Source organism: Streptomyces violascens (assembly GCF_014649955.1).
GTDB classification, from domain to species: Bacteria; Actinomycetota; Actinomycetes; order Streptomycetales; family Streptomycetaceae; genus Streptomyces; species Streptomyces violascens.
Genome location: NZ_BMUA01000002.1, coordinates 99,117 through 117,397 on the forward strand (window position 1 = coordinate 99,117; position 18,281 = coordinate 117,397).

Annotated in this window: 14 protein-coding genes and 1 riboswitch; of the genes, 5 read left to right on the forward strand and 9 right to left on the reverse strand. The window is 72.0% G+C overall.

Annotated elements, in window-relative coordinates; translation table 11 throughout:
* Window positions 1-35: 35 nt before the first annotated feature.
* Window positions 36-1,283 carry a cytochrome P450 gene (locus IE206_RS05590; protein WP_189960890.1) on the reverse strand — a complete coding sequence of 416 codons (1,248 nt, stop codon included), beginning with the start codon at window positions 1,281-1,283 and terminating at the stop codon, window positions 36-38.
* A 237-nt stretch (window positions 1,284-1,520) separates the two neighbouring features.
* On the opposite strand from IE206_RS05590, the gene IE206_RS05595 reads away from it, so the two are divergent.
* The gene (locus IE206_RS05595) at window positions 1,521-2,690 is read left to right on the forward strand and encodes a steroid 3-ketoacyl-CoA thiolase (protein WP_189960891.1); all 1,170 of its coding nucleotides are present in this window, start codon (window positions 1,521-1,523) and stop codon (window positions 2,688-2,690) included.
* A gap of 232 nt (window positions 2,691-2,922) precedes the next feature.
* Here the strand turns inward: IE206_RS05595 and IE206_RS05600 are convergent, their stop codons facing one another.
* Window positions 2,923-3,702 carry an SDR family oxidoreductase gene (locus IE206_RS05600; protein ID WP_189960892.1) on the reverse strand — a complete coding sequence of 260 codons (780 nt, stop codon included), beginning with the start codon at window positions 3,700-3,702 and terminating at the stop codon, window positions 2,923-2,925.
* A gap of 373 nt (window positions 3,703-4,075) precedes the next feature.
* On the opposite strand from IE206_RS05600, the gene IE206_RS05605 reads away from it, so the two are divergent.
* The gene (locus IE206_RS05605) at window positions 4,076-5,284 is read left to right on the forward strand and encodes an alpha/beta fold hydrolase family protein (RefSeq protein ID WP_189960893.1); all 1,209 of its coding nucleotides are present in this window, start codon (window positions 4,076-4,078) and stop codon (window positions 5,282-5,284) included.
* Here the strand turns inward: IE206_RS05605 and IE206_RS05610 are convergent.
* From IE206_RS05610 to IE206_RS05640, 7 genes are all read right to left on the reverse strand, one after another.
* A complete protein-coding gene (locus IE206_RS05610; RefSeq protein WP_189960894.1) occupies window positions 5,281-5,703 on the reverse strand; it encodes an aggregation-promoting factor C-terminal-like domain-containing protein in 423 nt (140 codons plus the stop codon). The genes IE206_RS05605 and IE206_RS05610 overlap by 4 nt on opposite strands.
* A 307-nt stretch (window positions 5,704-6,010) precedes the next feature.
* Entirely contained in the window at window positions 6,011-6,844 is an 834-nt protein-coding gene (locus tag IE206_RS05615; protein WP_189960895.1) for an ECF transporter S component, read from the reverse strand.
* The gene (locus IE206_RS05620; RefSeq protein ID WP_189960896.1) at window positions 6,841-8,619 is read right to left on the reverse strand and encodes an ABC transporter ATP-binding protein; all 1,779 of its coding nucleotides are present in this window, start codon (window positions 8,617-8,619) and stop codon (window positions 6,841-6,843) included. The genes IE206_RS05615 and IE206_RS05620 overlap by 4 nt, the downstream gene beginning before the upstream one ends.
* A complete protein-coding gene (locus IE206_RS05625; RefSeq protein ID WP_373300868.1) occupies window positions 8,616-9,890 on the reverse strand; it encodes an energy-coupling factor transporter transmembrane component T in 1,275 nt (424 codons plus the stop codon). The genes IE206_RS05620 and IE206_RS05625 overlap by 4 nt, the downstream gene beginning before the upstream one ends.
* Before the next feature lie 7 nt (window positions 9,891-9,897).
* Complete coding sequence (locus IE206_RS05630) at window positions 9,898-10,542, reverse strand: SCO2322 family protein (protein WP_189960897.1); 645 nt, start codon at window positions 10,540-10,542, stop codon at window positions 9,898-9,900.
* The gene (locus IE206_RS05635) at window positions 10,542-11,771 is read right to left on the reverse strand and encodes an SCO2321 family membrane protein (RefSeq protein WP_189960898.1); all 1,230 of its coding nucleotides are present in this window, start codon (window positions 11,769-11,771) and stop codon (window positions 10,542-10,544) included. The genes IE206_RS05630 and IE206_RS05635 overlap by 1 nt, the downstream gene beginning before the upstream one ends.
* Before the next feature lie 133 nt (window positions 11,772-11,904).
* A riboswitch (cobalamin riboswitch) is annotated at window positions 11,905-11,975 on the reverse strand.
* A 446-nt stretch (window positions 11,976-12,421) separates the two neighbouring features.
* Window positions 12,422-13,477, reverse strand: coding sequence for a Strvi_7410 family MBL fold metallo-hydrolase (locus IE206_RS05640; RefSeq protein ID WP_189960899.1), 1,056 nt, complete (start codon window positions 13,475-13,477; stop codon window positions 12,422-12,424).
* A gap of 260 nt (window positions 13,478-13,737) precedes the next feature.
* Here IE206_RS05640 and IE206_RS05645 point away from each other — a divergent pair, with 260 nt between their 5' ends.
* The 3 genes from IE206_RS05645 to lanKC all read left to right on the forward strand — a co-directional run bounded on the left by IE206_RS05645 (window position 13,738) and on the right by lanKC (window position 18,234).
* Window positions 13,738-15,198, forward strand: a complete 1,461-nt coding sequence (locus IE206_RS05645; protein ID WP_189960900.1) for an aldehyde dehydrogenase — start codon at window positions 13,738-13,740, stop codon at window positions 15,196-15,198.
* Window positions 15,198-15,431, forward strand: a complete 234-nt coding sequence (locus tag IE206_RS05650) for a ferredoxin (RefSeq protein WP_189960901.1) — start codon at window positions 15,198-15,200, stop codon at window positions 15,429-15,431. The genes IE206_RS05645 and IE206_RS05650 overlap by 1 nt, the downstream gene beginning before the upstream one ends.
* A gap of 229 nt (window positions 15,432-15,660) precedes the next feature.
* Entirely contained in the window at window positions 15,661-18,234 is a 2,574-nt protein-coding gene (gene lanKC / locus IE206_RS05655) for a class III lanthionine synthetase LanKC (protein ID WP_189960902.1), read from the forward strand.
* Window positions 18,235-18,281 lie beyond the last annotated feature (47 nt).

An 18,281-nucleotide genomic window follows, 5' to 3' on the forward strand; every position in this document is an offset into this window, starting at 1 on the left:
AGGGGGACGGCCCCTGCCTCCCGGTTCCGGGTGGGTCAACTCCGGGACACCTGAAGGCCCTTGATGCCGTTCAGCCAGGCCGAGCGGAGGCGGCGGGGGTCGCCGGCCAGACGCAGGTCGGGCAGGACGTCGGCCACCGCGTTGAAGATCAGGTTGATTTCGAGCACCGCCAGGGACTTGCCGAGGCAGAAGTGCGGGCCCCCGCCGCCGAAGCCGAGGTGGGGGTTGGGGTCCCGGGTGATGTCGAAGTGCTCGGGGTGCTCGAAGACCTCGGGGTCGTTGTTGGCGGAGGAGTAGAAGATGCCGACGCGGTCGCCCGCCTTGATCTTCTGGCCGCCGAGTTCGGTGTCCTGGGTGGCTGTGCGCTGGAAGGAGACGACCGGGGTCGCCCAGCGCACGATCTCTTCGGCCGTGGTGTCGGGGCGCTCGCGTTTGTAGAGTTCCCACTGATCGGGGTGGGTCAGGAATGCGTGCATGCCGTGGCTGATGGCGTTGCGGGTCGTCTCGTTTCCGGCCACCGAGAGCAGGATGACGAAGAAGCCGAACTCGTCCGGGAGCAGGTTGCCCTCGCCCTCGGCCGCGACCAGCGTCGAGACGATGTCCTTGGCCGGGCACTCCTTGCGGGCCGCCGCGAGGTTCATCGCGTACGAGACCAGCTCCATGGCCGCCTCGGCGCCGATCTCCTCGGTGATCGCGTACTCCGGATCGTCGTAAGCGGCCATCTTGTTGGACCAGTCGAAGATCTTGGTCCGGTCCTCCTGGGGGACGCCGATGAGTTCGGCGATGGCCTGGAGGGGGAGCTCGACGGCGATGTTGGTGACGAAGTCGAAGGTGCCGTTGTTCTTGTCGGCTTCCGACAGGGCCGCGTCCACGATGCTGCGGGCGCGCTCGCGCAGGGCGCCCTCCAGGGAGCGGATCGCGCGCGGGGTGAAGCCGCGCTGGACGATCTGACGGACCCGGGTGTGCTCGGGCGGGTCCATGTTCAGCATGATCAGCCGCTGGACGTCGATCTGCTCGCGGCTGATCGACTCGTTGAAGCGGATGACCGCGGTGTTGGTGGTGGAGGAGAACAACTCCGGGTGCGTGGACACGTACTTGACGTCCGCGTGCCGCGTCACCGCCCAGTAGCCGTCGTCCTGGAAGCCGGCGATGCCGGTCGGCTGGGCGCACCACCACACCGGGGCTGTCTGCCGCAGCTCGGCGAACTCCGGGTGCGGCACGCGGGATTGGAGCAGGTCGGGGTCGGTGAAGTCGAACCCGTCGGGCAGGTGGGGGCAACGCATTGGCCACTCCATGTCTGACGGTCCATCAGAAGTTGTCCGAAAGGTAGTAACGGGTTCTACAAGTGGCAAGGGTCGCGGCAGCATCTGTTGCGCACCGAACTCCCTACGCGGGACGTGCACAACCCTTGCGTACCCGGGGTAGCTCTCATAAGACTGCACTCAGAACTAGAACGCGTACCAGTTCGTGGCCGTGCGGTGCCGGGACACCCAGCGGCTGTGTCAGGAGAGGACGAGCTCATGGCCGCGGAACCCGTCATCGTCGAAGCCGTACGCACCCCCATCGGCAGGCGCCAAGGCGCGCTCGCCAATCTGCACCCCGCCTATCTGCTGGGCGAGACCTACCGCGAACTCCTCGGCCGCACCGGCATCCACGCCGACTGCGTCGAGCAGATCGTCGGCGGTACGGTGACGCACGCCGGCGAGCAGTCCATGAACCCGGCGCGCAACGCCTGGCTCGCGGTGGGGCTGCCGTACGAGACGGCCGCGACCACCGTGGACTGCCAGTGCGGATCCTCGCAGCAGGCCGGCCACATGGTCGCCAACATGATCGCGGCGGGGGTCATCGACGTCGGGATCAGCTGCGGGGTCGAGGCCATGTCACGGGTGCCGCTTGGCTCGGGTTCCAAGCACGGACCGGGCAAGCCGTGGCCGGACGAGTGGAACGTGGACCTGCCGAACCAGTTCGAGGCGGCGGAGCGGATTGCCCGCAACCGGGGGCTGACCCGGGAGCGGGTCGACGCGCTCGGTCTCCTGTCGCAGGAGCGGGCGGCGGTCGCCTGGGGCGAGGAACGCTTCAAGCGGGAGACGTTCGCGGTTCAGGTCCCCACGACGGAGGAGGAGCAGGCGGCGGGGCAGGGCATGTGGCGCCTCGTCGACCGCGACGAGGGCCTCCGCGACACCTCGATGGAGGCGCTCGGGCGGCTCAAGCCGGTCATGCCGACGGCGGTGCACACGGCGGGCAACTCCTCGCAGATCTCGGACGGTGCGGCGGCGATCATGTGGGCCTCCAAGCGGATGGCCCGCGCCCTGAAGCTGAAGCCCCGGGCGCGGATCGTCGCCCAGGCGCTGGTGGGCGCCGACCCGCACTTCCATCTCGACGGGCCGATCGATGCGACGCGGGCGGTCCTTGGCAAGGCGGGCATGTCGTTGCGGGACATCGACCTCGTCGAGATCAACGAGGCGTTCGCGTCGGTGGTGTTGAGCTGGGCGCAGGTCTTTGAGCAGGACCTGGAGAAGGTGAATGTCAACGGGGGTGCGATTGCGCTGGGGCATCCGGTGGGGGCGACCGGGGCCCGGCTGATCGCTACGGCGTTGCATGAGCTTGAGCGGCGGGACAAGGAGTTTGCGCTCGTCACCATGTGTGCGGGTGGGGCGTTGGCTACGGGGACGATCATTCAGCGGCTGTAGGTTTCCCCACCCCGCCCCTTCCCGCTGTGACGTTCTGCGGCTCCGCCGCGTGGCCTCCGGGGGGGCTGATGGGGTGAGGCCCGTTTCCGGGGGCGCTGCCCCCGGGCCCCCGCTCCTCAAACGCCGGAGGGGCTGGACATGCGGATGACCTTCGGCTGCGGATCGTGCGTGGTTGCTCGCGCAGTTCCCCGCGCCCCCTGTAGGGCGCCCAGTACTCGGACCGGGCGGCGGGTCACCCTTCCGGGATCGGGCCGAGGTAGGTGCCGCCGGAGACGTCTATCGTCTGGCCCGTCACCCAGCGGCCCTGCGAGCCCGCCAGGAAGCCGACCGCGTCCGCGATGTCCTCCGGCTCGCCGATCCGGCCGAGTGCGGTGATCGCTTCGAGGCCGGCCACCGCCTCGGGGACGACGGTCCACCCGGCGGTCATGTCGGTCTGCACCACCCCGGGTTCGATCGTGTTCACGGTGATCCCGCGCCGGCCCAGCTCGTTGGCGAGCGAGGGGGCGAGGGCGGCCAGTGCCGCCTTGCTGGCGGTGTAGGCGATCTGGAGGGGGTTCGCGATCCGGGTGGCCGCCGAGCCCACGTTGATGATCCGTCCGCCGTTCCGCAGCAGGGGCAGTGCACGCTGGATCACAAAGACCGGCGTGCGTACGTTGATGGCCAGCACCCGGTCGAGCTCCTCCTCGGTGAGCTGCGCGAGGGAACCGACCGAGTGCACACCCGCGTTGTTGACCAGAATGTCCAGGCCGTCCGCGCCGCGGTCCCCAAGGCCGGCGGCGAACTGCTCGAACAGCCGGTCCACCGCGCCGCTCTCGCCGAAGGTGGCCTGCACCGCGAACGCCCGGCCCCCGGCCTTGTCGATCAGCGCCACCGTTTCCTCGGCGGCCGCCCGGCTGCCGCCGTAGTGGACCGCGACCAGCGCGCCCTCGGCGGCGAGCCGCAGGGCGACAGCGCGCCCGATCCCGCGCGATCCGCCCGTCACGAGTGCGTTCCTGCCGTCCAGCTCTCCCATGATCGCCTCTCCCCGCTGTGCTGCCCGGCCGAAGGTCGGCCTGTACCGACCGGCCTGACACGCTCTTGATCGCACCGTACGTGATGTCCGGCGACGAGACCGGGGAATGCCGCAGCCTCTTGCCGCTCGCTGTTGGGCAGCGGTAAGTCCCGTTGCTCCGAACGGAGTTGGAGCGGCCGGGCTCGCGACCGGTCGGGCCCGGGTTCGGGCGCGACCCGCGAAGCCGGGCCATTCCCTGCACGTCGAGTCGGGGCATCCCTGGGGCCGATGAGTGGTCCGGTAGGGGGCGGGGGCCGTGGTGAACTTGGGCCCCCTTCCGTTGCGGGGGATTGCCGGATGGTCCCGGGCGGGGGCGACCGGACAGGCTTTGCGTATGACGAAGTCAATCGTTCGGGTCATTGTGTCAACTGCCCTGGTTGCAGGGTCGGTTGGAGTTGCCGTACCCGCCCGGGCCCACGCCCCGGCACAGCGCGGCGAGCTTCTGGCTCTCACACCCGTCTCCGATCTCACCACCGCCCAGGTCTCCGGCTTCCTCAAGGACGCCGGTGTCGACAGCGCCGCCGTCCGCTACGGAGTGCGGGGGTATCGGGTCACGTACCGGACCCTTACGCCTCAAGGGGCCCTCACCACTGCAACCGGACTGTTCGTGCTGCCGCTCGACGGACGGCACGGGCGGGTCGATCTCGTCGCGGACATGCACGGGACCATGGTCGACCGGGACTACGCGCCGTCCGTCGGCGAGGACTACGGTCGGCTCTCGCCGTATCTGCACGCCTCTGCCGGGCGGGCCGTCGCCGCGCCCGACTATCTGGGGCTCGGCCGGGGGCCCGGTCGGCACCCCTATATGGACACCGCATCGTCCGTGTCCGCCGCGCTCGACATGCTGCGGGCCACCCGCACCGCCGCCCGCGAGCTGGGGCGGCCGTTGAGCGGGGACGTGTACGGCACCGGGTTCTCGCAGGGCGGGCAGGTCGCCATGGCGCTCGGCAAGGCGCTCGGCCAGGGGGCCGACGCCCATTTCCGGCTCAAGGCGCTCGCACCGGTCTCCGGACCGTACGACCTCGCGGGGCAAGAGGTGCCCGCTCTCTTCGACGGCCGGGTCAATGACACCAGTGGGGTGCTCTACATGTCCTACTGGCTCACTGCTCAGAATCGGCTCCATCCTCTGTACAGGAGTACGGGGGAGGCTTTCCGGGCGCCGTACGACCGGGTCGTCGACGGGCTGCTCGACGGGAGTCACACCGAGGAGGAGATCCTCGGAGCCCTGCCCGGCAACGTGAAGGACCTGCTCACGCCCGGCTTCTACCAGCGGCTTCAGCATCCGCGCGGGGCGCTGCTCGCTGCCATGCGGGACAACGATCACACCTGTGACTGGAAGCCCGCCGTGCCTGTGCGGCTCTACACCGCCACCGGGGACACCGACGTGCCCATCGCCAACACGCTCAGCTGTGTCCGGCAGCTGGCCGCACACGGAAAGAAGGCCCCGGTCGTCGACCAGGGAGCGGTCGACCACAACGGGGCCTTCAAGAAGTCGGGGCCGCAGATCGTGCGGCTCTTCGACTCCGTTGCCGGTACGGCTTAGTACCAGCTGTTCTGCTGCCAGAAGTTCCAGGCGCCACACGGGCTGCCGTAACGCTCGTTCATGTAGCCCAGGCCCCACTTGATCTGGGTGGCCGGGTTGGTCTGCCAGTCGGCGCCGGCCGAGGCCATCTTGTTGCCGGGCAGGGCCTGGACCAGGCCGTACGCGCCGGAGGAGGCGTTCGTGGCGGACGGGTTCCAGCCGGACTCGTGGTTCACGATCTTGCTGAAGCACTGGAACTGGTCGGACGGCATCATCTTCTGCGCGATCGCCTGGGCGCTCGTCGGTGCGGCCTGAGCCGGGACGGCGGCCATGGCGACACCGGCGGCGGCGAGCAGCGTGGCGCCGGCGGCGGCAACGGACTTCTTACGAGCGGTGAAACGGGCGGCGAAAGACAACGCGATACCTAACTTCGGGGACATTGGCCGTCGCGCTCCGCCGGAGGTTCGAAGACCTCCACGGCGAGGGAACTCGTCATGAATCAGCCCGGCGAGCGGACCGGGCGGTTCCGGCGACTCGAACAGTTGTAACCGGCTCGATGGGTGGCCGCAATGACCCCGTTTACTAGTGGGATTCGCACGACGGGTGGAACGTCCCTCGGGTGTAGGATCCGGATAAGTGCAGGTGGGTGGGGCTGCGAGGGCCTCCGTGGATCATGTCCCGAGACCACTAACCCGCCTCGTAGAGGACCAAGGGCCTGTGGGCGGCCTCACCCCGGCGGGACCCTTTTCAGGCCTCGAATGTGACCTGGGCCTCGAAGGCCGCGCGCCTCGTCGCCCGCCTCAACGCCTTGAGCAGAGTGGCCCCGAGCGTAAGGGTCAGTACGACCGTGAGCGCCGCCCGGCCCAGGTCCCAGCCGAGCGAGGTGGCCGCGCAGTACGCGAAGAAGCGGATCAGGTTGTCGTGGAGGGCGTCGCCGGGGTGGAAGGAGATGCCCGAGGACATCCCGCCGATGAAGGTCCAGCCCTGGAGGTTCATGACCGTGCCGTACGCGAATGAGGCCAGTGCCCCGTACAGCGCGAGCAGGGCGAGCTCGGCCCGGCCGCGCAGGCGGTGCGGGCCCGGCAGCAGGCCCGCGCCCATCGTGAACCAGCCCATCGCGAGCATCTGGAACGGCATCCACGGCCCGACCCCGCCGGTCAGCAGGGCCGAGGCGAACATCGTCACCGAGCCGAGTACGAAGCCGAAGCCCGGGCCGAGCACCCGGCCGCTCAGCACCATCAGGAAGAACATCGGCTCCAGGCCGGCCGTGCCCGCGCCCAGCGGGCGCAGCGCGGCGCCCACCGCGGCGAGGACGCCGAGCATCGCGACGGCCTTGGCGTCCATGCCGTCGTCGGCGATCGTGGCGATCACCACACCGACGAGGAGGGGGAGCAGGGCGGCGAAGAGCCAGGGGGCGTCCTGGGCGTGCGCGAGGCCGGAGTCCGCGTCGGCGAGCAGCGGCCAGCCGAAGGCCGCGATGCCGACGAGGGTGATGAGGGAGAGGGCGATCACCGCGCGGGGGCCCAGGCGGACGGGCCTTGGGGCCCCCTTCGTGGCAGGGCCCCGCGTACGTGCGTTCATGACAGGGCCTCGCGTACTTGCGGGACGGTGAGCCAGTGCTGCGGGGCGAGGATCTTGGCGACCTGCGGGGCGAAGGCGGGGGAGGAGACGACGACCTCCGCGGTCGGGCCGTCCGCCACGACCTCACCGCCCGCGAGGATCACGACACGGTGCGCGAGCTCTGCGGCCAGCTCCACGTCGTGGGTCGCGAGCACGATGGCGTGCCCCTCGGCGGCGAGCGCGCGCAGCACCTCCACCAGGCGGGCCTTCGCCGCGTAGTCCAGGCCGCGGGTCGGCTCGTCCAGGAGGAGCAGGGGCGGGCGGCCGGTCAGGACGATCGCCAGCGCGAGAGCCAGGCGCTGGCCCTCGGAGAGATCACGGGGGTGCGTGTCGTCCCGTACGCCCGGGAGCAGCGCGGTCACCAGGTCCCGGCAGCTGCCCGGGGTGGCCCCGGCGTCCTCGTCCGCGGCGGTGCACTCCGCGGCGACCGTGTTCGCGTACAGCAGGTCCCTCGGCTCCTGCGGTACGAGGCCGACCTCGCGGATCAGGTCGCGCGGCGGGGTGCGGTGGGGGGTGCGGCCGCCGACCGTGACCGAGCCCGAGGTGGGCTCGATCATGCCGACGAAGGTGTTGAGCAGGGTCGACTTTCCGGCGCCGTTGCGGCCCATCAGGGCGATGGTCTCGCCCGGGGTGACCGTGAGGTCCACGTGCCGCAGGGCCTCTACGCGTCCGCGGCGTACGCCCAGGGCGGCGGCGGTTGCGATGGTGGGGGTGCGGAGTCCCTCCGGGGGGCGGCGGAAGAGGGTGGCCAGGGTTCGCCTTGCCGTGGCGGGCGGGGTGCGGTCCTCGGCCCCGGGCCGGTGGGCGGGCGCCCGGCCTCCGGCCCGGCCGTGATTCCCACCCGCACCACCCGTGCTTGTGGGTGGATACGTGCGGGTCTCCCCGTGGGGAGTTCCCGCCGTCGGCGTCCGCGGGTCGTGCTCGGCCAGTCGGTCGCGCAGGGTGCCCGCCCTGCGTCGCGCGTCTCGTACCGACAGGGGAAGCGGGGCCCAGCCGGCCAGGTGGCCCAGGGCCACCACCGGGGGGTGGACGGGGGAGATCTTCATGATGTCCTCCGGGGTTCCCATCACCGGGGGCGCGCCAGGGGTGGGCAGGAGGATGACCTGGTCCGCGTACTGGACCACCCTTTCCAGGCGGTGTTCCGCGAGCAGGACCGTCGTGCCCAGGTCGTGGACCAGGCGCTGGAGGACGGAGAGCACGTCCTCCGCGGCGGCGGGGTCGAGGGCCGAGGTCGGCTCGTCCAGGACCAGGACCTTCGGGTGCGGGGTGAGGACCGAGCCGATCGCGACGCGCTGCTGCTGGCCGCCGGACAGGGTGGCGATCGGGCGGTCGCGCAGTTCGGCGAGGCCCAGCAGGTCCAGGGTCTCCTCGACGCGGCGGCGCATCACCGCCGGGGCCAGGCCCAACGACTCCATTCCGTAGGCGAGTTCGTCCTCGACGGTGTCGGTGACGAAGTGGGCGAGGGGGTCCTGGCCCACCGTGCCGACCAGGTCCGCGAGTTCGCGCGGCTTGTGGGTGCGGGTGTCGCGGCCGTCCACGGTGACCCGGCCGCGCAGGGTGCCGCCGGTGAAGTGCGGGACGAGCCCGCAGACCGTACCGAGCAGTGTCGACTTGCCGACTCCCGACGGCCCGACCAGAAGCACCAACTCGCCTTCTGGGATGGTGAGTTGGACATCCCGTACGGTCGGCTCCTCGGCGGAGTCGTATGTGACCGACACGTTCTCGAACCGGATCACTGGGACTCCTTCGGCGGTACGGGTGCGACGAACGCCGGGAGCAGACCGGCGAGCAGCGACAGGGCGGGCCACAGCGGCAGGGCCGGCGCGGTCAGCGGGACGACTTGGAGGGTGAGGGTCTCCGGAGCGTACGTACCCGCCCAGACCATCAGCGCCGCGACCGCCACGCCGGAACCGGCCACCAGCCAGGACCGGACGCCCCAGCGGTCGGGGCGGTAGCGGGTACGGATCTGGCGGCGGCCGCCGAGGCGGAGCCCGGCGAGGGAGGCGAGCACGCCGCCCGCGAGGACGGGGAGGCCGTACCCGGCGCCTTCGGAGGCGAGCAGTCCGTACGTTCCCGCGCAGACTCCCAGGAGTCCGCCCAGGGTGAGGACGGTGGTGGTGAGGCGTACGGGGGCGGGGACCCGGGCGGTGCGGCCGTAGCCGCGCGCGTCCATCGAGGCGGCCACGGCGACCGAGCGCTCCAGGGCGCCTTCGAGTACCGGCAGGCCGATCTGGGCGATCGCCTTGATGCCGCCGGTGGGGCGGCCGCGGAGCCTTCGCGCGGTACGCAGCCGTACGACGTCGGCGACCATGTTCGGCGCGAAGGTCATCGCCACGACGACGGCGACCCCGGCCTCGTACAGGGCGCCGGGCAGGGACTTGAGCAGCCGGGCGGGGTTGGCGAGGGCGTTCGCCGCGCCCACGCAGATCAGCAGGGTGGCGAGGCGCGCCCCGTCGTACAGGGCGAAGAGCATGCCCTCCGCGGTGACCCGGCCGCCGACGCGGATGCCCTTCGCCCAGTCGGGGAGGGGGAGTTCGGGGAGCGTGAACAGGGTGTGGCTGCCGGGGATCGGGGAGCCGAGGACCAGGTTGAACGCGAGGCGGATGCCGACGACGAACAGGCCGATCTTGATGAACGCGGTGTACGAGCGGGCCCAGGGGGCGTCGGTCTTGCGGGCCGCCACGACGTATCCGGCGACGCCGACGAGGAGGCCGAGCAGGAGGGGGTTGTTCGTTCGCGACGCGGCTGTGGCGAGGCCCAGTGCCCAGAGCCACCAGGCGCCGGGGTGCACGGCGTTGCTCCGGCTGGCCTCGGGCGCGGTCAGCCTCCGGCTCGGGGCGTTCCCAGGACGGGGGGTACGGCTTTCGGCCCCGTGCCGGAGGGGGTGGCTCTGGGCCCCGGGCCGGGGAGTGCGGGGTCCGGCCGTGGGCCTGCGGGTGCGCGCCCGAACCTCGGCCGCGGGGCCCGCCTGCGGCTGCTGCGGGGCGTCGTCGTCCTCTGAACGCATCCCCGGGTCAGTTCTTGCGGCGGCGGGATTGCCAGATTGCTGCCGCGCCGACGGCCACGACCGCGGCCACTCCGGCCAGGAGGCCTACTGACGGGCCGCCGTCCTTGCCGGTCTTCGCGGGCTCGGCGGGCTTGGCCGCCGACGGGTCCGACACCTGCTCGCCGCAGCCCGTACGCGGGTAGCCGGCGATCGCGCACAGCAGGGCCGCGCTGTTGTAGCGCAGCGGCTTGGCCACGGCGGCCAGGGCGTCCGCGCTGGTGGCGTCCGGGGACACCTGGGCACAGGCGCTGCGCGGGGCGGGCGGGGTCTCGCCCTGGCCGGCGTCCTGGGGCGTACCGAAGTCGACGACCAGCGCGACCCGCTTCGTGCCGTCCTTGGTCGGCGTCGCACCGCACACCGCCTCGAAGGACGGCGTCGTACGCGGCTGGGACGCGTCCTTGGAGTCCGCGCTCACCGCGAAGCGGAAGCCCTGGACCGAGCCGTCGCCGGGGTGCGCGGACGCCGGGCCCTGGGTGGCGTACGTCCAGTTGTCACCGGCCAGGTCCCAGAAGGACCAGTACCGGTACCCGGCCGCCTGCGCCGGCCCCGTACCGGCGGCGAGCGCCACCAGCGCGAGGAGCAGGGCTGCGAACGAAGCGAGTCGCGTACGCATCACAGCTGCTGGTTCTTCTTACGGCCGCTGATCAGGAAGCCGACGCCGATACCGGCGACCAGGCCGACGCCGACGATCCACCAGACGGAGATTCCGTCGTTCTTCTTCTCCTTGGACTCCGCGGCGGGGGCGGCCGGTGACGAGGCCGCCCGGGGGGCCGGGCCCGTGGCGTTCAGGGACTGGATCAGGTTCGTGCCGCCGAAGTTCTTCGGGTCCGCGCCGGTGGCGTCGGCGGCGAAGATCAGCTGGGCGTAGGCGGCGGGGCCGTTCTCCTTGGCCCAGGCGGTGGCGTTCTTCGACAGCCAGTCGGCGGAGGCCTTCGCCTGCTGGGCCATGCCGTCGGCGGCCAGGGCGACGACCGCGTCCGCGGTGTTGCCGAAGTCGGGCTGGTCGGTGGCGCCCGGCATCGCGGACTTCAGGAACCCGGTCGGGGCCAGCGTCTTGGCGAGGTAGGCGGCGCCGTTGTGCGCGGCCTGCTCGGGGGTGGCGGCCTTCTCGCAGGCGGTGCCCTTGGTGTCGGCCTGGCCGGCGGTGGCGGTGAGGCCCTTGCCGAGCGCGCCGGTCACGGCCGCGGCGGTCGCGTCCGCGTTGGCGTACAGCTTCTGCGTCTTGGGGTCGGGCTGGAAGGCGAAGGCGCCCGCGCCGGCAGGGTCGTCGCAGGGCAGCGCGAACGTGAGCAGCGCGTCGAAGGGGGACTTGCCGCCCTTGGCCGACTTCACCTCGGCGGGCTTCTCGCCGGCGGCGGCGAGCGCGCCGATCACGATGCCGGTGGAGTTGGCGTCGCTGCCGCCCATGCCCGGGGTGTACGGCCAGCCGCCGTCGTCCTGCTGCACCGACTTCAGCCAGGTGATGCCCTTCTTGACGGCGTCGGTGTGACCGCCGACCGCGACGAGGGCCTGTACGGCGGCGGAGGTGGCGTTGGTGTCGAGCTTCGTCGCGTCGCACGCCTTGGTGGTGTCCGCGCGGAACGACATGAAGGAGCCGTCGGCGCACTGCTGGCCGGTGAGCCAGGCCACGGCCTGCTCGGCGGGCCTGACGTTCGCCTTCTCCTGGGCGAGGAAGGCGAGGGACTGCCGGAAGACACCGTCGTACTGGGGGTCCTTCGTGCCGTACAGGCCCGGCGGGACCGCCGCGGGGGGCGGCGTGCCGTCGGCGAATGCCGCCGGGGCGGCACCGCCCAGGACGGCGGTGGCGGCGGCGAGCGCTGCGGCGCAGCGGCGTACGGTCATGGCGGGCGGTGCCTCTCCTGCGGGGGAGCGCGGGCGCGGGCGCGCGCTGGCACCCGGCTCCGGCTCCGTATGCCTCGACGGTGCCGGTCACCTGCGGTGTGCGGGTGACGTGTGAGCCGGTCATGCGGTGACGGGGCATTCCGGCTCTCCGCGGTTACGCGGATCACGGCTGCGGGTCAGCGCCGGGTTTGCACCGGCTTCCCCCCGTACGGGCATGACGACGCGACCACCCTACCGGGCGGGGGTCCTTCCCCCTCCCCGCCCCTTCCCCAAACCCTCCGGGGGTGGGGAGAGGCTGAGGCCCGTTGCCGGGGGCGCTGCCCCCCGGCCCCCGCGCAGGGCGGACGGCTTTCGGCTGCGGACCGTGCGTGGCTGGTCGCGCAGTTCCCCGCGCCCCCAGCAGGGTCGATGCCGGCAGGTCCGAGCATCTTCAGCCCGTCCGACAGCCGCGTGGCACCTGTCGAGACATACCCAGCCCGTCGGTAGTTGGGCGTGGTCCGGCCAGGCATACCCAGCCCGTCCGGCGTTTGAGGGCGAGCGCCCTTCAGGTGCGAACGGGGTCTGGGGCGGAGCCCCGGCAGCCACCGGGCCGCACCCGGACAGCTCACCCCCGGCGGGTCCGGGGAAGGGGCGGGGTGGGGGACAGCCCCCTAAACCGCCCGGTACCGCACCACTCCGCCCCCCACCACCCGCTCCGCCCGCCCCAGCTTCTCCAGGCGCCGCACATGCGCCTCCGCCTCCGACACCGCGATCGTGCGCGACCCGTACGGGATCTGGGACCACGGGCGGTTCCACTCCATGCGTTCCGCGAGCTGCCAGGGGGTGAGGGGAGTGGACAGCAGGGCCAGCAGGCCCGAAAGGCGGTCCTCGTGGTGGGACAGCAACTCCCGCACCCGCGCCGCCGGTTCCGCGAAGGCGTGCTGGTGGGCCGGGAGCACCTCGGCGACCCCGAGGCGGCCGACGCGTTCGAGGGAGTCGAGATAGTCACCGAGGGGGTCGGCCGCCCCGCCCTCGTCGGGGTCCTCGTACAGGCCGATGTGCGGGGTGATGCCGGGCAGGAGGTGGTCGCCGCTGAACAGGCGGCCGTTTCCGGGGAGCTGGGACGGGTGCGCCTCCTCCAGGTGGAGGCAGACGTGGCCCGGCGTGTGCCCCGGTGTCCAGATCGCACGGAGCCGGCGCCCGGCGAGCGGCAGCAGATCGCCGGGCACGATCTCGCGGTCGGGCAGCGCGGCCCGCAGCCCCGGCAGGGTCCGCATCCGGCCCGAGGCGCGGGCCTCGCGCAGCGGGGCGATGTGTTCCTCGGGCGCGCCGACCCCGGCCAGCTTGGCGCACAAGTAGTCCAGCCAGACGCCCGGTTCGGCCTCGCGGGTGCGGCGTACGACGGCGGTGTCGGCGGGGTGCATCGCGATCCACGCCCCGGACGCCTCGCGCACCTGGCCGGAGAGCCCGTGGTGGTCGGGGTGGTGGTGGGTGATGACCACGCCGTGGACGGCCGAGACGTCCGTGCCCAGCGCCCGAAGGCCGGCCGTCAGGGTGTCCCAGGAGGCCGGGTCGTCCCACCCGGTGTCGACGAGCACCGGGCCCCGGTCGGTGTCGACGAGGTGGACCAGGGTGTGGCCCAGGGGATTGTCCGGGATCGGCACCTTGATGGAGTGGACGCCGCCACCGTGGTCGGTCACCTGAGGCGCGGCTGGCTCCTGCGGCATGGCGTCCTCGTCTCTCCGGGAGTCCCGCTGGGCGCGCGGAATCCCTCTGGGTGCACGCCCGGCGGCACGCTTCTGCCCCACTATAACTAGAACTGGTTTCAGTGGTTGGCCGAGTCAACCAGTTCTGCCGAGATCCAACTCCCTTTACCCGCCCGCGCCCCGGCCCCGTTCGGCCCGTGGACTCCTGCAACTAGAACTGGTATCAGTTCTGAAACGAAGTCAGGCAGCCGGCAGGAAAAGCCCCGCAGGAGGCACCAGGCATGACCGAGCTCGTGGAACACGGACAGCTGTTCATCGGCGGGGAGTTGACCGACCCCCTCGGCTCCGACGTCATCGAGGTGATCTCGCCCCATACCGAGCAGGTCATCGGCCGCGTCCCGCACGCCTCCCGGGCGGATGTGGACCGGGCCGTGGCCGTTGCGCGCAAGGCCTTCGACGAGGGGCCCTGGGCGCGGGCCACGCCCGAGGAGCGCATCGAGGTCGTCTCCCGGATCAAGGACGCGATCCTGGTCCGGCACGAGGAGATCGCCAGGTCGATCAGCTCGCAGAACGGCTCCCCGTACTCCTGGAGCGTGCTCGCGCAGGCGCTCGGCGCGATGATGGTGTGGGATTCCGCCCTCACCGTCGCCCGTCAATTCCCCTATGAGGAACGGCGGTCGGGGGCGCTCGGGCCGCTGCTCGTGCGGCGTGAGCCGGTCGGGGTCGTGGCGGCCGTCGTGCCGTGGAACGTCCCGCAGTTCGTCGCCGCGGCCAAGCTCGGGCCCGCGCTGCTCACCGGCTGCTCGGTGATCCTCAAGCCGTCCCCCGAGTCGCCCCTGGACTCGTACATCCTCGGCGAGATGGCCGTCGAGGCCGGGCTCCCGGCGGGCGTGCTCTCCATCCTGCCCGCGGACCGCGAGGTCAGCGAGTACCTCGTCGGGCACCCCGGGATCGACAAGGTGTCCTTCACCGGGTCCGTCGCGGCCGGCAAGCGCGTGATGGAGGTCGCCGCGCGCAACCTCACCCGCGTCACCCTGGAGCTCGGTGGCAAGTCGGCCGCGGTGATCCTGCCCGACGCGGACCTGGCGGCGACCGTCGCGGGCGTCGTCCCGGCCGCCTGGATGAACAACGGCCAGGCGTGCGTGGCCCAGACCCGCATCCTGGCGCCGCAGAGCCGCTACGACGAGATCGCCGAGGCGTTCGCGGCCGCCGCCGGGGCGCTCGTCGTCGGGGACCCCCTGGACGCGGCCACCCAGGTCGGGCCGCTGGTCGCCAAGCGGCAGCAGCAGCGCTCGCTCGACTACATCCGGATCGGGCAGGAGGAAGGCGCCAAGATCCTCACCGGCGGCGGCCGGCCGGCCGGGCTCGACCGGGGCTGGTACGTCGAGCCGACCCTCTTCGGCGGGGTCGACAACGCGATGCGCATCGCCCGCGAGGAGATCTTCGGCCCGGTCATCTGCCTGCTGCCGTACGCGGATGAGGCCGAGGCGCTCAGGATCGCCAACGACTCCGAGTACGGGCTCAGCGGCAGCGTGTGGACCGGCGACGTCGAGCACGGCATCGAGTTCGGACGGAAGGTGCGTACGGGAACCTTCAACGTCAACACGTTCAGTCTGGACATGCTCGGGCCGTTCGGGGGCTACAAGTCCTCCGGTCTGGGGCGGGAGTTCGGGCCCGAGGGCTTCGGCGAGTACCTGGAGCACAAGATGATCCACCTGCCCGCCGGGCACGGAGGCGAGTGATGGGCGACCGCTGGCACGTCGAGGTCGACCGGAGCGTGTGCATCGGCTCCGGCATGTGCGTCAACCACGCCCCGGCCGGCTTCGAACTCGACGCCGCACGTCAGTCCCACCCCCGCACCCCCGACACCGACGCCAGCGAACAGATCCTGGCCGCCGCCGAGGGCTGCCCGGTCGAGGCCATCCTGATCACCCTGCACGACTCCCGCGAGACGGTGTTCCCGCCCGAGGAGTAAGCCCGATACGCCCGAGGGGCAGACCCGATATGCCCGAGGAATAGCGCCGTAACGGCCCCCTTTGCCCCCTCCCGTTCGACGTCCTGCGAACACAGGTTGATCCATGCGTAGTGCACGGTGACCTCATGACAGGCGTGACTGTCCCGGCCCGTCGGTGGCGTGGAAAAGTCGTCCACGCCGTCGAGGGGGGAGCGCCAACTCGATGTCATGACGTCGAGGGGGAGGCACCATGGACAAGCGGTACGAGGTCTTCTGTCTGGCGGACAGGTATTTCTACGAGACCCCGGACCGCTTGTCCTCCTCGCGCACCGAGGACGGCGCCAACGACGCCGGCCGGGTGCCGCTCTTCGAGGCGGCGCGGCGCACCGTCCCCCAGGGCTGGACGGCCCAACTCGCCGGGGACTGGCTGCACTTCAGCCCCGACGGCATACCGGGGCGCAGAGTGCGGCCCCAGCAGGGCTGGAAGATCCACGTCTCGGCCTGTCTGGACAACGCCGAGAAGACCGCGTCGTACGTGTGGGACTACTGCGTCGCACGCGCCATACCGTTCAAGTTCGTGCCCGGACGCCGGCCCCTGCACCTGCGCAACTCCAAGTACGCCGGCCGCGGCTCCAGCGGGAAGTTCGCCACGATCTACCCGGCCGACGAGGCCGAATTCCGGGTGATTCTGGAGGAGTTGGGCGCGCTCCTCGCGGGGGAGCCGGGGCCGTACATCCTGAGTGATCTGCGCTGGGGCGAGGGTCCGCTCTACGTCCGCTACGGCGGGTTCACCAAGCGGCACTGCGTGGACGCCAACGGCACCCTGGTGACCGCGATCGAGAACGGCGACGGGGTGCTCGTGCCCGACCGCCGCGACCCCGCCTTCCACCTGCCCGACTGGGTCGCGCTGCCCGAGTTCCTCGCGCCGCACCTCGCGGCCCGCAACGCGACCACCACCGGCGACCTGCCCTACCGCATCGAGCGCGCCCTGCACTTCTCCAACGGCGGCGGCGTCTACGCCGGGACCGACATCCGCACCGGCGAGAAGGTCGTCCTCAAGGAGGCCAGGCCCCACGCCGGGCTCGCCGCGGACGGCGCCGACGCGGTGACCCGCCTGGAGCGTGAGAAGGCCGCCCTGGAACAGGTCGGCGGGCTCGGCGTCGCACCCGCCGTACGCGACTGGTTCACCCTCGGCGAGCACCGCTTCCTCGTCATGGACTTCCTCGAAGGACGCACCCTCAACTCCTTCTTCGCGCACCGCCACCCGCTCATCGGCGCCGAACCGGACCCGGACGCGGTCGCCGAGTACACCGCGTGGGCGCTGCGCATCCTCGGGGCCGTCGAGGACGCGGTGGCCGCCGTGCACGGGCGGGGGATCGTCTTCAACGACCTGCACATGTTCAACATCATGGTCGACCCCGACGAACAGGGCGTACGGCTCCTCGACTTCGAGGCCGCGCTGCCCGTCGACGACCACCGCGGCCAGTCCATGGCGCACCCCGGCTTCATCGCGCCGCTCGACCGCAAGGGCTTCGACGTGGACCGCTACGCGCTGGCCTGTCTGCGGCTCGCGCTGTTCGTGCCGATGACGAGCCTCCTGGTGATCGACCGGTCCAAGGCCGCCCACCTCGCCGAGATCGCCGCCTCCCAGTTCCCCGGCCTGCCCGTGGGCTACCTCGACGAGGCGGTCCGGGTGATCGAGGGGGAGAGCGCGCCGATGGGCGGGTGCGTGCCCGTCGAGCCGGGCGACTGGCCCGCGAGCCGCGACTCCATGGCGGCGGCCATCCTCGCCTCCGCGACCCCCGGGCGCGACGACCGGCTCTTCCCCGGCGACGTGGCCCAGTTCGCCGACGGCGGCGGCCTCGGCCTCGCGCACGGCGCCGCCGGAGTCCTCTACGCGCTCGCCGAGACGGGCGCCGCCCGCTACCCCGAGGGCGAACAGTGGCTGCTCGCACACACCGCGCCGCCGCCGTCCGGCACCCCGCTCGGCCTGTACGACGGGCTCGCGGGAGTCGCCCTCGTCCTCGACCGGCTCGGCCACACCGAACGGGCCCGCGAGCTCATCGAGTCGGTCCTGGCCGAGAACTGGCAACGGCTCGCCCCCGAACTGCACGGAGGGCTGGCCGGACTGGGCCTCGTACTCGATCGACTCGGCTTCAAAGAACAGGCGTTGGAGGCCTCCGACCTGCTCGCCACCCGCACCGGGGGTGGCCGCCGGGCCGGGCTCCTGCACGGCGCCACCGGCCCCGCCCTGTTCCTGCTCCGCCTGTACGAGTCCACCGGTGATCCCGCGCTGCTGGACCGGGCCGCCGAGGAGCTGCGCCGCGACCTCGACCGCTGTGTGACGAACCCGGCCGGCACCCTCGTCGTCAACGACACCACGCGCACCCTGCCCTACCTGGGCGCAGGCAGCGTCGGCATCGCCGCCGTGCTCGACGACTTCCTCGCGCACCGCCCCGACGAGGCGTTCCGCGAGGCGCGGGACAAGATCCTGCCCGCCGCGCGCTCCCGGTACTACGGCCAGTCCGGCCTGTTCAACGGGCGCGCCGGGATGGTGCTCCACCTGGCGAGGGCCGGGGCGCCGCACGCCTGGCTCGCCGAGCAGATCGACGGACTCGCCTGGTTCGCACTGCCCTACCGAGGCCAACTCGCCTTCCCCGGCGACCAGATGATGCGGCTCTCGATGGACCTCGCGACCGGCACGGCGGGCTGCCTCCTGGCGCTCGGCGCGGCCCTCGCAGACCGGCCCGTCGGGCTGCCCTTCCTGGCGCCCGCCCCCGCCGCCCCACCGGGCGGCCCCACAGACGGCCCCACCCGGGGCTGAAGCAAACCCCGTCCCCACGGACGGCAACGCACATCGCCGACAAAGGA

Coding starts and splice junctions, on each gene's coding strand:
- IE206_RS05605 (WP_189960893.1), top strand. CDS start 4,076: ATGACGAAGTCAATCGTTCGGGTCATTGTGTCAACTGCCCTGGTTGCA.
- IE206_RS05595 (WP_189960891.1), top strand. CDS start 1,521: ATGGCCGCGGAACCCGTCATCGTCGAAGCCGTACGCACCCCCATCGGC.
- IE206_RS05650 (WP_189960901.1), top strand. CDS start 15,198: ATGGGCGACCGCTGGCACGTCGAGGTCGACCGGAGCGTGTGCATCGGC.
- lanKC (WP_189960902.1), top strand. CDS start 15,661: ATGGACAAGCGGTACGAGGTCTTCTGTCTGGCGGACAGGTATTTCTAC.
- IE206_RS05590 (WP_189960890.1), bottom strand. CDS start 1,283: ATGCGTTGCCCCCACCTGCCCGACGGGTTCGACTTCACCGACCCCGAC.
- IE206_RS05615 (WP_189960895.1), bottom strand. CDS start 6,844: ATGAACGCACGTACGCGGGGCCCTGCCACGAAGGGGGCCCCAAGGCCC.
- IE206_RS05635 (WP_189960898.1), bottom strand. CDS start 11,771: ATGACCGTACGCCGCTGCGCCGCAGCGCTCGCCGCCGCCACCGCCGTC.
- IE206_RS05645 (WP_189960900.1), top strand. CDS start 13,738: ATGACCGAGCTCGTGGAACACGGACAGCTGTTCATCGGCGGGGAGTTG.
- IE206_RS05630 (WP_189960897.1), bottom strand. CDS start 10,542: ATGCGTACGCGACTCGCTTCGTTCGCAGCCCTGCTCCTCGCGCTGGTG.
- IE206_RS05625 (WP_373300868.1), bottom strand. CDS start 9,890: ATGCGTTCAGAGGACGACGACGCCCCGCAGCAGCCGCAGGCGGGCCCC.
- IE206_RS05610 (WP_189960894.1), bottom strand. CDS start 5,703: ATGTCCCCGAAGTTAGGTATCGCGTTGTCTTTCGCCGCCCGTTTCACC.
- IE206_RS05640 (WP_189960899.1), bottom strand. CDS start 13,477: ATGCCGCAGGAGCCAGCCGCGCCTCAGGTGACCGACCACGGTGGCGGC.
- IE206_RS05600 (WP_189960892.1), bottom strand. CDS start 3,702: ATGGGAGAGCTGGACGGCAGGAACGCACTCGTGACGGGCGGATCGCGC.